This window comes from Bacillus pretiosus, from assembly GCF_052947655.1.
This window is the reverse complement of the sequence record NZ_JBRFUV010000002.1, coordinates 160,162-174,809: the sequence shown is the minus strand read 5'-3', so window position 1 is coordinate 174,809 and position 14,648 is coordinate 160,162. Positions and strand designations below refer to the sequence as shown.

Here is a 14,648-nt window from a genome sequence, read left to right as displayed (position 1 = left end):
TCAAAATGCCTAAGTTAAGGAATTTAATCTTTGATGTTATATCATGGAGTTGCCATTGGAATGAAAGTGGTAGGGAGATTACACGAGGGTTATATATTCTCCAGCAACCTAAATTAGAAACCTGTCCTTGTTTACTTCAGTAAAATTTTAATCCTTTTAAAAAATCCTTAGATAAAAAAGAAAAATCTATTGGTTAGCATTTAACCAGTAGATTTTTCTTTGAATTAGCATCTTTTACATAATAATTATTGAAGATGGAAAATTCCATTAAGAAATGCTATTAAATACTAGACTAATTTCTAATGGTCCCAGTATCTTTTATTTTGACGTGTGTTTTTACATTTATTTTAGCCTCTGCTAACGATTGTAACCAATCTCCTTTTACTTTTTTCCACTCTTTATATTGAAAGGCTCTAGCGTATAGGGATAATCCAATTGGATCAATTTTATTCTGCTGTATCTCATTTAATATACTTTTTAAATTATTATTAATTTCTTTTTCAATAGCACTTTTTAAATTATTTATATTTTTTTTATTATCATAGTGCCCCTTCTTTAAATTCGGATTGGTTTTTTCTATTAAAGCTACATTGGCATTGATATCGAGATTAAATATAAACTTTCCGTTTTGAAAAGTAACATCTACCTTCCTTGTCGCATTCTGTATGAAGATAGAAGTGTTTGTTTTTTTGTTTGATTTTTTAGGCGGAAGCGCAAGGTGTAGTATCATTCGGCCGTTACTTTTTGGCTTATTTATAAGATTGAAAAATTTAACATCTTTTTTAGGAATATGAGTTAAGTATTTCCCTTGGCGATTTAAAAATGCAATTCCTACCGTGTCGATTTCATTCTTTGTTTTTTTAATAAATGGAACAGTTTGCGTCATTCCTTCTTCGTTTTGTTCTCTCATTAATTGTTGAATTGTAGAAGAGACGGATTGGTTATTTTGGATGGAGGATTCGATTACACCATTTATATAAGATGAAAGTGATGGTTTACTAGGCTTGTGAATTTTAAAAATTTCTTCTGCAGATCCATCTACAAGTACTATTTTAGCATTAATGGTAGCGTAAGGATCACGGTAAGAAGAATCAAGCTCCTGCAACCAATTTGCTTCTTGCGCTAATTTTTTCCCAATTAAAATGATTTCAGCTTTGGAAGCTGTCATAAAGCCCGTTAACTTCGTATCTATCTTACTGAATCCAGTATATACAGTTGATGCTTGTGTCCAATGTTCTATAGTACTTTTTGGCTGTTTATGATGAAAGAGTGGTATACTTGTTCCAACTTTTATGTCTCCATTAGAAGTTCTATCCAGGCCAATTAACAGGATTAATGAAACCTTTTCAAGAGGAATTCTCTGACTACAACCAATTATATATACACAACAAATTACAATCCATATCCATTTTCGAATCAAAGTTGTTTCCTCCTAGTAACCCAAGTAAAAAGAATACTGTAAACGAAAAATAAGATCGGTAATAGAATAAAGAAAATGACATTTAAGATATCCATAAGAGAATAAATAAACAAATATTGATCTACATCGGGATTTACGAAAATAAATAGGCCAACTATAAATAACACAAAAGCAAGTAGCGCCCAATTTCGGGCGTTTTTTTGAAGTGATATGGTCATAGATTTAAAACTGAAAAATAAATACGGATATAAAGTAGTGGAGAATACAATTAAATAGTAAGCGATATAAATAATTTCTAAACGTTCCACGAAAGAAAAACGAACCCCTTTTAACAAATGAAATACGGGCCAAATTACGTCTTTTATCCCCTCGGGACTAAAGTATATATAAGAAAGAATAGTCACATATAGATAGAAAATCATAGTTCCAGTATTAGCTATTAGTAGTCCTTTTATGGCCTTTTGTTTTTTTTGCAAGAACGGATATATATAATATGCAATTTCTAAGCCAGCATAAGGAGTAATAGTTTCTTTTGTTGCCTTTAAAATAGGGTATAATCCCTCTTTAAAAATAGGTAGTAGGTGTAAAGGGTTGTAGTTACTCTTTAGTGAAAAAAGAAGAAATAGTGGCATCCAAGTAGTGAAGAAGAAAACAAGCATAGAATAACTAGTAAGAGCCCTTAACCCACTCAGAGCTAAAATAATAAAAGGTAATAGTAATAATATGGTGATTTGATAAGCAGGAGTGGAAGGGAATATCCACACTTTTACAATATTAGTTGCCTTTAATAAAGTATTGAAGCCAGCAAAAAATAGATAAAAGGCATATAAAAGAAAAAGAATTGTCCCTATCCATTTACCAAAGTATGTTTTTAAGATTTGTGAGAAGTTTTTGTTAGGATTTTTTTGTAACATTAATATAATAAACACGCCAATTATAGAAGTAGCTATCCATCCAAGAATAATCGAAATCCAGCCATCTGTCCCTGCCGTGGTAGCAAGTGGGCTTGGCATAATTAACATACCAGATGCAAGTTGCAGTGAATGAATGAAAATAATGAATTCGAATAAAGTTAATTTTTGAAACTTAAGATTCCCCATGTGAACCACCTTCTTTTTTCTTTCTTTGTTTCGGCTGACCTATACTCGAGCGGCTGGTAAGCATAGAAATAGGAAATCTTACAAAAGAATCTTTTAACTCTTGGAGACGAAATGGTGCTATTGGCAATCCGTATGGTGAACCATAAGAAGTTAGTGAAACAAAATGAGCAAATAAGAGCATTAATCCACTAACGATACCTACAATCCCATAAAAGTAAGCCAATAACATCATTGGAAAACGAATAAGGCGTATAGAACTCGATAAATCATAATTAGAAACAATAAATGAGGCAATGGCTGTAATAGATACGATAATAACCATAACGTTACTAACAAGCCCAGCTTGAACAGCCGCCTGTCCAATTACAATCCCTCCAACAATTCCAATGGTTTGTCCAATTGGTTGTGGTAAGCGAATACCAGCTTCACGTAGCATTTCTAGTGTGATTTCCATTATAAAAGCTTCCAATAAGGGAGAGAACGGGACTTTGACTCTTGACGTTGCAATAGAAGTGTATAAATCTATAGGAATGATTTCAAAGTGAAAAGAGACTATAGCAATATAAAATGCGGGTAAAAAAATAGCTATAATAAATCCCGCAAATCGTAATACGCGAAAAAATGAAGCAATGAGCCAATGAATATTATAATCATCTGGAGTTTGAAAGAATCCAATTAAATTCATTGGAACAATCATTGCGCCAGGGGATCTATCCATTAACACTGCTACTTTTCCATCAAGTATATGATTTGAAATAGCATCTGGACGTTCGCTTAAATAAGCCTGTGGAAAAGGAGACCAATTTTGATCCTTTGTAAAATTAGATAGTTCACCAATGCTTAATACCGCATCCGTTTTAATTCTACAGATTCTGTTTTCTATTTCTTGGACTACATCTACGCTCGCGACATCACCTAAGTAAATTAAATAGACGAAAGAAGTGGCTCGTTCTCCAATCGTCAGCTTTTTGATTTTCAACTCTGCAGAAGGAAGATATCGACGAATTAAGCCTATATTTTTTGTGGCATTCTCAATAAATCCATCATGCGATCCTTTAATAGTAACTTCTGAAATTGGTTCTTGAATTGCTCTCTCTGCCCAGCCTTTTGTATTTATTAAAAGTGACCGCTTTTCTCCTTCCATAAATAGTACACATTGACCCTCAAGTAATCCTTCTTTAATTTCATTCCATGTATATACTATTTTGGTATGAGTAGCAATAATATTAGAATTAAATATTTGACTGTCTTCATTTACTTTTTGTAATAATGGTGTAACAACATTTCCTTTTAAAGCGACACCATCTGTAAGGCCTTCAAAATAATATAGTAAAATATTCGTGTTTGTTTTTAATTGCAAAGGGTGTTCAATTAAATCGGCACTAATATCAAAGATATTATCTAAAGTATTTTTAAGTTCTTTTAAGTTACTTGTTTGGATTTTTTCAATGGTATTATTGGTTTTAGTTTCTAAGGTTTCTTCATTTAAGGACAATATTGACACCTCTTTAATATGTAACGATTAGTTGTATTTATTATTTTTATTTGGTGGGATTTTATTCACAAATTTAAACAAATTGGGAATAAAAATTAAAAATTGAGAGCATAAAAGTAGAAGTGATTTGTGCGCAAATCTAAGTATCAAGTTAGCATTGAAATTTGAATGATTATAATAAAAAAGAACCCTTGTTGGGCTCTTTTTCATAGTTGGTAAATATGTTATCAACAATAGATGGCATTTAAGGCAGTAATTTAGATCTCTTTAAGTTAATCAGTTGAATTTTTTAGGAAGAACTTTTTTCATATCTTAATGCTCGATAAAAAAGGAAATTACATTTATTTGGGTGTTCTAGTGTAATTGAATTTTGCGCGCTAATAAATTTTGTTTAGGGACAAAATGTTTTTCTGAATTAACAGAAATATTGGTGCGCAAAATTCTTATTGGTTATTATGGTAGGTATCAAATATTTCTTTGGCCTTATTTTCTTGATATTACCGTACGTTTATATGTTTCTAAGGGAAAGAAATACTTTCAGTTTTATTACCATCTATTGTTTGATTAAGATGGTAACATGAAAATGAAACGTTTACAACCAGAAAATAAAGAAAGAATATTAAATTACGACTTTTTTCGACATTTTTTCTGTATTAATATCTAATATTTTTATAGGAAAAGGTGGAGGGAAACGTACCTTTTCCTATAAAAAGTTGTGTAAGAATTAGAAATAATTAAAGTAGTAATAATAGCTTAAAATATAATTCAATGAATTTGAGCCCAAAATCATTGAAACGATTGCTAACGTTATAATTGAATTTTTGAGCTGTAAGAGTTTTAAAAATATGGTCAAACTTTAGTCCACTTTGCGTTTCTTCCTTTTGTAACTAGCTTAATATGGCCAAATAATTGCAAGGAATTTAAAGCCTTACTAATTGTACTCTCTGCAATGTCTGGATATCTGTTACGAATACTTTCCTTAGTAAAGGGTTGTTTTTGTTTAAGTATAAAATCCTGAATTCTCTCAACTTTAGTATGTTTACATATAGAATCTAGAACGGTGTTATGCAGATCTTTGTAAGCCTCTAATATAATGGTTAAAAACGTTTTTAACCAAAAGCTACTATTATGTTCCTCGCAGTACCAATTTACCGAAGATTTATAAATCGAATTGTAATATTCAGATTCATTTTTCTTAATATACTTATCCAAACATACATATTTTACAAATGTATGTCCACTCTTAATTAGCAACAACTGCATTAACATAAATGCTAGCCTGCCATTACCTTGATTGAAAGGGACTATGCAATAAAAATTTAATATAAAACGAGCTATTAATAAAAGCGAATGTAGCCCCTTACTAGTATTTAATGAGTTGTATTGATCACATAATTGCTCCATAAACTGTGGGATAAGTTCATGTGGAAGAATGCGGTAACTATTCAAGTGCATTCCATGATCGGGAATACCTGGAATAATAAAAGGTTTTTCACGCCAATTGGCACTGTCAGAGGTAATGTAATGTATTAGTTGAAAATGTAATTCCTGTATAGTTGCTGGATTAATTGATAAAGTACAGGAGTTTTTATGTACAAAAGAAAGTGTTTGATAATAACAAAAAATAGCATCTTCCGAAATGTTTTGAGGTACTATATCATCTAAAATAAGTTCTTTTAATCTTTTATGAGGAACTTTTATATCCTCATAAATAGTAGTGAAATTTTTTATGTAATGTAACGGTATAGTTTTTTCTAAACTATTAAATATTTCAGGGTTTTGTTCCTGATAAGCAGCTAATTTTCCTTTGAACTCGCTAATTTCACTTATTAAATTGATTAACCTCCTTTTTAATTCAATATTTTTATACTTATCATCAAAAAAGTCTCTCATTTTTGTTCCCCCTGTAACCCCTTAACACGTTGTTGCATACATCTTTCCATTCTAAAGGTATTTCATGACATCATTGTGAAATAACGACATTTTTGTTTTGATTTTGATCGTGTTTTAGAATCTGTATTTTCATTTGAAAATAAAAATATAGGAATTATAAAGAAGAATCGTTAGGATTCAATTTTAATAGGCATAATCCTAACATCAAATGTACAAATGTACAATAAAAAAATAAAAAATATAAAAGAATCGACTCATTTGAAAGATTATTAATTAAGTGTGAGTATAGATGTGTTTTAGTTTAAGTGTAAATATTGAAGTGGTTTCATGGATGAAAAAATAGATAAGTCATTAATTTGTGACAGTTATGTGCCTAATCTATTCATTTGCTATTATGAGAATTCTAAAATTAAATCTAAACGAGCTTAATTTTCTATATTTAGCATAAATATTAGGGGAGTAAGTTGATGAAATGTATCATTAAATATAGAAATATGTAACGTTTCATACTGGTATTGTAAAATATTTTGACATAAGTTAATTTAAATACTAGGTACAGGAACATGTAATAAAAATTCAGTAATGTACCCTTTAAACGTTTCACCCTAAAAACGTTAGTGAAAACCAAAACCTCAAACATACTGAAGTTTTTCCCTTTGTTTCTGTACCTTATTAGGTAAAAATAATATAATAAATTGGTAGAAATTTATGGTTAAAATTGGATTTATAATTCTCTTTTCTTATCTTACATAATCAATCTCTTGATGATTTGTTTAAAATAAGGATTAATAGGGTAGGAGATGACTATTAAAAAGGACTATAAAGTTAAGTTGGACAAAACGATCAGGGAAACGAAAGGTTAATTTCGTCGTGTAACTGAGAAGCCCCCACTTTATGTTTTGCTAAGTGGTGAGTAGTTCATTTTGCCTGGTAATTTTATTATATGAGTTTGAACATTCTGAAGTAAATCAATATATAAATTACAGTAGTTATGTGGTTATAGGAGTAAATGTCTAAGAGTGAACTACCCGCCACTTAACGTCCTAACGGACTGTTTGAAGTGGGGGCTTCTCGGTTAGTCGTTACTTTTGGTAGCTAACGAATTCGTCCTAAGACAGCCGAGCTAACTCCCTTGTTCCAAGGGTTATTTTATTGCTATCTATGCTAACGCCAATAGGCGTATTGCTTCATTTTTGATATTGATAGCTGCGTTATAATCTCTATCGAGATTTACACCGCATATACAAGAATAGACTCGCTCAGACAATGACATATTTTTCACATTTCCACAACTGCTACATGTTTTTGTGGAAGGAAACCATTTTTCTATTTTCACAAGCTGTTTGCCTTGTTCATTTAGTTTATAAGCTAAGAAAGAAGTGAACATACCCCAAGCATTATCAGCGACGCTTTTTCCAAAATGAAGTGCTTGCGATATTCCCTTCATATTTAGATTTTCAATAGCTACAACATCAAAATGAATAGCTAACTCTTTAGACTTATGATGAAGGAAGTTCTTACGTTGGTTTGCTACTTTTTCATGCAGCTTAGCTACACGGATACGTTGTTTATTCCAACGCCCTGAACCTTTTGTACGTCTTGATAATACTCGTTGAGCATTTGCTAATCGGTCTAACATTTCACGATAGAACTTAGGATAATTGGCTCTCTCATCCTTAGAACTGACGTATAATCCATCCATCGCAAAGTCTAATCCAACAACTGTTTCTACTTCTTTTTGTACGATCTCTTTTTCGTATTCAGTCAAAATGGACACATAGTATTTACCAGTAGGTGTCATAGAAATCGTACATGACTTGATTATATGGTCTTGTGGTATTTCTCTATGCTGTTTGATACGTACCATTTTCAGTTTTGGCAATTTGATATGACCGTTAAGCAACATAATATTTCCGTTCACTACATTCGTTGTATAAGACTTTCTGTCTTTTTTGCTTTTGAATGTTGGGAAGTCATTTTGACCACGAAAGAAATTTTTATAGGCAGTTTGCAAGTTTAGTTGAGCATTTGCCAAAGCTAATGAATCAACTTCTTTTAACCACTCAAATTCTGCTTTGTATTTTGCAGGCGTGGGAAGCTTTTGTTTCTTTAGTTGATCCTTATCATCTTTATGTTTTTCATACGCTTCTTTCCGTTCAGCTAACATTCTGTTATACACGAAACGTACACAACCGAAGGTTTTACGTATAAGATGTGCTTGGTCTCCTGTTGGATACAAACGGAATTTATATGCTTTATTCTGCTTTGTCATATCATTTCACCTCACTTTTCACTTTGATTTTCAATATATGTTTTTACTACGTCTATTGGCGAACCACCAGTAGTTAGCAAGCAAAAACTTCTTGACCAAAACATCTCTTTCCAAAGTTTCTTTTTCACTTGTGGAAAATCTCTTTTAATAAGTCGAGAACTTGCACTTTTATAAGCATTGATGAATTTTGTCATTTCTGTATTAGGGTGTGCCTTGAACAAAATATGAACGTGGTCTACATCATGATTCCATTCAACTAATGTGATGTTATAGTTTTCAGATAGTCGAACAAACATATCTTTTGCATAGTCTGACATATCATCATCAAACAAATTTCTTCTGTATTTCACGACCAACACAAGGTGATAATACAACAAGAATACTGAATGGTTATTACTATCTAATTTCATTTATATACCAGCCTTTATAATTTATAAGACTGATTATATCAGAGGCAAAATAAAAAGGAAAACCTTTTGGCTACGCCAAACCGAAATTCATCTCCCACCTACCGTTGGGCTACGCCCTTCACACGCTTGAGGAAGGAGAATTCTTTCGGGAAATTCGTTAAAGGATTTGTGTGCATTCACCATGTGAATATAAGTAGGTTATTTATTGTATTTTTTAAGATTTAGAAAATATGCGTGAATTTAGCTTTAGAAATGACTTATTTGCAAGTTATATAATGGGAATGTGAAGTCTGGAAGAAACTGATATTATCAGTTCCTTCCAGACTTTTTTACTTTAAAACTGTATTTTTTTACATAAGGTTAAATATAATTCTTTAAATTAACATTTGAATTTTTTGTGAAAATAAGAGGGGTTTTCATTGCTCTATTAATACATAATGTTACAAAATAGACTTATTGTATTTATTTTATTTTTATATGAGATTAAAAATAATAATAAACGTACCAATGTATGAGAGATATTAGTATATTTATTAGTAATTTGTTCGTTTATCTCTATATTGCTATTATATTAGCGATAGCAATAATATATTGGGGGGACAAGAATGAATTTGAAATTTACATCTAAATTTGAAAGATTAAGAAAAAGTAAAAAAGGAATTGGTGCTTATGTTTTAGCCGCAGGGGTGACGGCTATTACTATGATTCCTCAAAGTGCTTATGCACATGGATTTGTTGAAAAGCCAAGCAGTCGTGCTGCTTTATGTAGTCAGAATTATGGAGCGTTGAATTTAAATTGTGGAAATATAATGTACGAACCTCAAAGCCTAGAAGCACCTAAAGGATTCCCAGATGGGGGACCGATTGATGGAAAAATCGCTTCGGCAGGAGGACTGTTTGGAGGAATTCTTGACCAACAAACATCAAATCGCTGGTTCAAAAACACGATTAAAGGTGGAGCAAATACCTTTACATGGAAATATACAGCTGCACATCCTACAAGTAAATGGCATTATTACATTACAAAAAAGGGATGGGATCCTAATAAACCATTAACACGTGCTGAATTAGAACCAATTGGAACTGTGAAACATGATGGTTCTGCCGCATCAAATAATTTAACACATACAATTAATGTACCAACTGATCGCAATGGTTATCATGTTATTTTAGCTGTATGGGATGTAGCAGATACGTCAAATGCGTTTTATAATGTAATTGATGTAAATCTAGTAAATAATGAAACTCCCGATACAGTAGCTCCAAGTCAACCAACTGAATTAAATGCGTCTAAAGTTACTGCCAATAGTGTTGCACTAACATGGAAGGCTTCTACGGATAATATAGGTGTAAAGGAATATCAAGTGTTACGCAATGGGGAAGTAATTGATACGGTACCAGGTACAACATTTATAGATAAAAAACTAAAAGCAAATACGGAATATACCTATACAATAAAGGCGTTAGACTCTGCTGGAAACATATCAAAAGAAAGTGAAGAACTAAAGGTTAAGACAACAAATGAAATCCCAGATATAGAAGCTCCGACCCAACCGAAAGGATTACATAGTATGAGTACAACAGCGACCACTGTTGATTTGATGTGGAGTCCGTCTGAAGATAATGTAGGTGTAGACCATTATATTGTATATAGAGAAAGCTTTGGAGTTATGAATAAAATTGGGACAACGGCTAATACATCCTTTATGGATAAAGAATTAAAGGCTAATACATCGTATAAATATGTAGTGACGGCGGTTGATTTAGCTGGAAATGAATCTAGTAGAAGTGATGTATTAAATGTAGTAACAAAGTCAGAGGATTCCACATATGAAAAATGGGATGCAAGAAAAGCATATACAAAAGGTGATAGAGTAGTACATGAGGGAAAAGTGTATGAAGCAGTTCAAGATTATCAAGGCAATGGTGACACAAATTGGATTTTTGCCCTATCGCTTTGGAAGCCAGTTTTGAATAAATGATAAGTGGGAAAATGTAGTTAACATTTTTAGGTTTTTCTTTGAAAGTAAAGGGTCGTTCCAAATAGAAATCCGTTAATGGTTTAAATGATATGCTAACAAATTTAATTACTATTCTAATGTTGACGAAATGAAATCAGAAAAGAATCCCAGCGGTATTCCTTCAAAAAGGAACTCCAATGGGATTCTTTTATTTTCTAATTTGTAATCGCGTATATTTTCACAGTGAATTTGTTAGTGGCACCAATTGGACTTGCGATATAATATTTTGTATTTGTGTAAGCTTCAGTCCTAGATCCATGTGAAATATTTTTCCAACGAATAGAATCGGTACCTAGGGAAACATCAATCATTACATTGAAAGAGATAGTAGAAGGATGATCTATTTCTGAAGGCTCAATAACCCATTTTAATTCTTTGGTACCTGCAGGTAAACTATCAATTTTAAAGTTTTGACTGGATCGATTTTTTTGTCCGGATAAAGGACTAGATTCGGATGAAATTTGCGAAATTAATATCTCTTTTTCATTTGAATGTACACCATTTAATTTAATGATACTATCAATTAAACCTGGCCCAGGAAAATCAGCTGCGATAATACCAGAATGTCTAATTCCACCTTGTTGTAAGAGTTCAGTCCCAAGTGTATTCATCCCACCATAATATACTTGCCCATTTCTATCGCGAGGGAAATCACTCCAAGCATGAGTCGAATTCGTTTGAATCAACTTAGGGTTACTATCAGTATTTCTATTCTCTTTTCCGCTTGCAACAAACCAAGGATATACATTATTTAAAAATGCGGCTGCACCACCCGTACCACTAAAATGATTAAGATATATTTTTCCATTATTATAGTTAGTATTTGCACTTTGCAAATGATTTTTTATCGCATTCCATTTTTCATATATTTCGTCTGGTCCGCTTCCAATTTCAAATTTATCTTGAATGTTCAATCTATCGTAATCAATACCGTACAATTGAGAGGATGTAAAGTTTTGTAAGATTACAATTTTTCCTCGGATATCTCCTAAAGTAGGGTTGTTTCTGTCTATAGTTGGTACGGAATTAGGATCCCAAAAATATGAAGCATTATCGTTTTTATATTTTAAAAATATCTCCTCAAATGATAGGGATCCACTTTCGAGAGTAGTTTCTTCTTTTAAGCGCATTAAAATTGTTTCTGTCGGATAATCCTTCAAAAATTGGATTGCTTCTTTTAATACATCTTCAAATACTGCTTTTTGATTGACAATACCATGGTACATTGCAAAAGAATCTTTTACACGTTTAACGCGCATATCTACATATCGAATTCCAGAATTTAATTGTTGGGGTAGACTCATAGTTTGATTTCTTGTCAAATTTTCATCAAGAAAACTTGCTCCATGTAAAGCCATTGTACCATGAGTGCCTGGAATAGATATTTCACTTAATTTTGTTGAATCTGCTACTTCTGACATCCACGATGGATTTTGATAACCTATATTGGATTCATAGGAATAACCTGGATGACTATCAGCTAAAATTGTAGATGGTGTACTTAAACTTGCCAGTGTAAAACAAGTGAGGATGCTAACTTTAAAGAAATTTTTTATTTTGTTCATTTTATCTCTCCTAACCTTTAAACAATAGCTATAATAAGATGGTTTTTTACTATATTTATTGTTTTCTATTCCTAATGTAATGAATTTTTGTAATTGAAAAAGGGGTAGTGAGCTAACTTGAGATAGTATTAGTTTATTGTAATAATTTATATCTAATAGCCAAACGGATTTTTAAAGAATGGAAGCATAGATAGGTAAAAAATAAGCTTTTTGCTGTATTGTATACAAACAAAACAGAAGCCTTAAAAAGACTTCTATTTTGTTACATATTATGAATAATAAGGTGGTTAACAAATTAAGATAATGTGAGTGAGCGGTAAAAATTTATTTATAGCTGTTTCAGGAATTTCTTAAAACAAGGCTATTCAGGAAAAGTGGTCCCTACAATGCTAATAAAAATTAAAAGATTCTATTCATTAAAACTTAGACTAACTACAGTTGCGATAGATTGAGCTGCATGTTCCCAGCTTCCATCTATAACTTTCCCAAGCTGCTGACCAAGTGCATTTAAATCATTTGGATTAACTGGAATTCCATTATACGCAGCAAGAATTGATAAAAGTGGAGCAGCAAATGGTGTCCAACCACCTCTATCAATATTAAATACAGGCTTATCTACTACTTTTCCATCTTGCACAGTAAACTCATAATAAAATTGATCATCTGGACGGAAACTTAAATGATGAGAAATTTGTCCTTTAACATATTTTTTTCCTCCACCTAGATTTACTACTTCTATTTCTTTTACATTAAATTCATGCTCAAATACTTTTATTTTTTTGACTTCTGGACCATTTAAGGCAGCATTAACAGCTGTTTCTAAATTATTTTGTGCTAATGGTTGAATACTCATTTGTGCCTCTTTTTGTTGGATAGGAGCCTCTTTTTCTGCAGCAAACACTGATGTAGAAGGTAGTGCACCTGTAGCTAACGTAGCTGCAAGTGCTGTTGTCATCATGATTTTTCTTTTCATCTTCATAGTTTATCTTCCTCTCTTAAAGTTTTGATATATAATCTTTTAAAGACTGACATTGTGTAATATTCTATTTAATAATGCACAAAAAACTGGTTTAAGAATTATGTGGAATTATGTCAGAGAATTAAAATTAATTATATATGTATTTAAAATGATATCTATCTACACATATTTTTTCAATTTTTCGACAAATGCAATGGTAATGACTTCTTAAGAGTCAATTTAGTACCTTGTTTATGAATAGAAATCCTATAAATAAACTAATTTCATAGTGAATGTAGTATATTTGATATCAAATGTCTTATATAATGCTATAAAATTTCACAATTTTTTATTTTAAAGAATGAAGCGATAAGGCTTCAAACCGTAAGGGATGCGGGGATAGTCAAATAAATTAGAGTTTGAAAGAATCTTTACTTAAGAATCCCTCATTTTTAAATGAAGTGAAAGTGGGGGGAATTCAAAGGGAGTACGCTTTTGAACGATTTTTTAACTGTAATAATTGATCCATTAACTAGTTCTATTCTTGCTAGAATGGTAGCTTTTATAATAATGAGAAAGAATCAAAGTTAAGATGCATTGAAAGAAAAGAGCGTAATAATTTTACGTACCTTGGTTAATTGTCAAAAGTTCGGAACAATCTTCCGTTCCTTGAAATAACAAGTGAAAATAAAAAGCACTCCCGTGAGTGCTTATTCAAATTCGATTTCTGTTTTACTATCTGATGTGAAGTATCTTATGGTTGTTTTGTCGTATTCTTGCAAGCCACTCTGCGCAACGGCGTCTTTTAACTTTGTTCTTGTTCTATAGTTAAAATTTTTCCGTAGGCCTTCGTCAGCATTTGACAATGCTGTTTTATCAACGAAAACATATAAGACATACAAGTTACTTTCTTTATTTAATTCAACCGCTGTTACAATACCACCGAAATATTCTATAATCTCCTTGGTTCTACGTTCAACACTTTTCACCATTCGTGTCTGCTCATCTTTTGGTTGTTCTGTTTTCGCCGTTGTTTGTTGTGTTTTTGGTTGCTCCTTTTGAACTATTTCTTTTTCGCCGCAAGCTGCTAGCATTACAACCGATAAACCAACTGCTAATACTGATTTCTTCATCATCTAAATCCTCCTAATATCGATATCTAGATATTAGAATATTATGAGATTGATTGCTGGATATGGAGTGAAGATGCCAATTAGGTCATCTTCACTCCATATCCGTAATCTTTTCCATTAAATAATGCAGTAGGTCTATCTTTTAATTTTATCTAACTTCTCAAAAAAATTAGATCGATCATTAATAGTACTCGCATCACCAAATAGCCAATTTTTATTGATTATAAACGATGGTTGTCTTCTCTAAGTAGGATGTTATGAAAAAACTTCTGGGAAGTCCTATATTAAAGAGTGTCTAGCATTTTCTATAACTAAGACCTAATAATATATAGACTACTTCTAAAGGTGAAAAATTAATAAATGACAGAATTGAAATAAAAT

At 31.7% G+C, this 14,648-nt stretch carries 10 protein-coding genes and 1 pseudogene; 1 reads left to right on the top strand and 10 read right to left on the bottom strand.

Annotated features, from left to right (window positions below):
* Nucleotides 1-292: 292 nt before the first annotated feature.
* The 6 genes from ACU8YW_RS28060 to tnpA all read right to left on the bottom strand — a co-directional run bounded on the left by ACU8YW_RS28060 (nucleotide 293) and on the right by tnpA (nucleotide 8,590).
* Nucleotides 293-1,420: a Ger(x)C family spore germination protein gene (locus ACU8YW_RS28060; RefSeq protein WP_097891996.1), complete on the bottom strand. Its 1,128-nt coding sequence runs from the start codon at nucleotides 1,418-1,420 to the stop codon at nucleotides 293-295.
* Entirely contained in the window at nucleotides 1,417-2,520 is a 1,104-nt protein-coding gene (locus ACU8YW_RS28055) for a GerAB/ArcD/ProY family transporter (RefSeq protein ID WP_097891992.1), read from the bottom strand. Before ACU8YW_RS28055 ends, ACU8YW_RS28060 begins: the two co-directional genes overlap by 4 nt.
* Nucleotides 2,507-4,015 (bottom strand): spore germination protein, encoded by a 1,509-nt coding sequence (locus ACU8YW_RS28050; RefSeq protein ID WP_426934648.1) that lies wholly within the window; start codon nucleotides 4,013-4,015, stop codon nucleotides 2,507-2,509. Before ACU8YW_RS28050 ends, ACU8YW_RS28055 begins: the two co-directional genes overlap by 14 nt.
* 849 nt (nucleotides 4,016-4,864) lie before the next feature.
* A complete protein-coding gene (locus ACU8YW_RS28045; RefSeq protein ID WP_426934649.1) occupies nucleotides 4,865-5,908 on the bottom strand; it encodes a Fic family protein in 1,044 nt (347 codons plus the stop codon).
* Between the two features lie 1,159 nt (nucleotides 5,909-7,067).
* Nucleotides 7,068-8,180, bottom strand: coding sequence for an RNA-guided endonuclease TnpB family protein (locus ACU8YW_RS28040; RefSeq protein ID WP_446894143.1), 1,113 nt, complete (start codon nucleotides 8,178-8,180; stop codon nucleotides 7,068-7,070).
* 11 nt (nucleotides 8,181-8,191) lie between these two features.
* Complete coding sequence (gene tnpA / locus ACU8YW_RS28035) at nucleotides 8,192-8,590, bottom strand: IS200/IS605 family transposase (RefSeq protein WP_262720215.1); 399 nt, start codon at nucleotides 8,588-8,590, stop codon at nucleotides 8,192-8,194.
* Nucleotides 8,591-9,195: 605 nt separating this feature from the next.
* Here tnpA and ACU8YW_RS28030 point away from each other — a divergent pair.
* Entirely contained in the window at nucleotides 9,196-10,572 is a 1,377-nt protein-coding gene (locus ACU8YW_RS28030) for a lytic polysaccharide monooxygenase (RefSeq protein WP_426934520.1), read from the top strand.
* Nucleotides 10,573-10,766: 194 nt separating this feature from the next.
* Here ACU8YW_RS28030 and ACU8YW_RS28025 read toward each other — a convergent pair whose 3' ends face one another.
* The 4 genes and pseudogenes from ACU8YW_RS28025 to ACU8YW_RS28010 form a co-directional block, all read right to left on the bottom strand.
* Nucleotides 10,767-12,176 (bottom strand): phosphatidylinositol-specific phospholipase C, encoded by a 1,410-nt coding sequence (locus ACU8YW_RS28025; RefSeq protein ID WP_088063492.1) that lies wholly within the window; start codon nucleotides 12,174-12,176, stop codon nucleotides 10,767-10,769.
* A 409-nt stretch (nucleotides 12,177-12,585) separates the two neighbouring features.
* Entirely contained in the window at nucleotides 12,586-13,155 is a 570-nt protein-coding gene (locus ACU8YW_RS28020; RefSeq protein ID WP_073515827.1) for a methyltransferase, read from the bottom strand.
* A 689-nt stretch (nucleotides 13,156-13,844) separates the two neighbouring features.
* Complete coding sequence (locus tag ACU8YW_RS28015) at nucleotides 13,845-14,270, bottom strand: hypothetical protein (RefSeq protein WP_426936111.1); 426 nt, start codon at nucleotides 14,268-14,270, stop codon at nucleotides 13,845-13,847.
* 104 nt (nucleotides 14,271-14,374) lie between these two features.
* A pseudogene (locus ACU8YW_RS28010) lies at nucleotides 14,375-14,483 on the bottom strand (NTD biosynthesis operon regulator NtdR); the annotation flags it as partial.
* Between the last annotated feature and the right edge of the window lie 165 nt (nucleotides 14,484-14,648).

Bases quoted from the DNA above. Each gene is read 5' to 3' on its own strand.
- ACU8YW_RS28040 (WP_446894143.1), bottom strand. From the start codon at position 8,180: ATGACAAAGCAGAATAAAGCATATAAATTCCGTTTGTATCCAACAGGA.
- ACU8YW_RS28055 (WP_097891992.1), bottom strand. From the start codon at position 2,520: ATGGGGAATCTTAAGTTTCAAAAATTAACTTTATTCGAATTCATTATT.
- ACU8YW_RS28015 (WP_426936111.1), bottom strand. From the start codon at position 14,270: ATGATGAAGAAATCAGTATTAGCAGTTGGTTTATCGGTTGTAATGCTA.
- ACU8YW_RS28020 (WP_073515827.1), bottom strand. From the start codon at position 13,155: ATGAAGATGAAAAGAAAAATCATGATGACAACAGCACTTGCAGCTACG.
- tnpA (WP_262720215.1), bottom strand. From the start codon at position 8,590: ATGAAATTAGATAGTAATAACCATTCAGTATTCTTGTTGTATTATCAC.
- ACU8YW_RS28025 (WP_088063492.1), bottom strand. From the start codon at position 12,176: ATGAACAAAATAAAAAATTTCTTTAAAGTTAGCATCCTCACTTGTTTT.
- ACU8YW_RS28045 (WP_426934649.1), bottom strand. From the start codon at position 5,908: ATGAGAGACTTTTTTGATGATAAGTATAAAAATATTGAATTAAAAAGG.
- ACU8YW_RS28030 (WP_426934520.1), top strand. From the start codon at position 9,196: ATGAATTTGAAATTTACATCTAAATTTGAAAGATTAAGAAAAAGTAAA.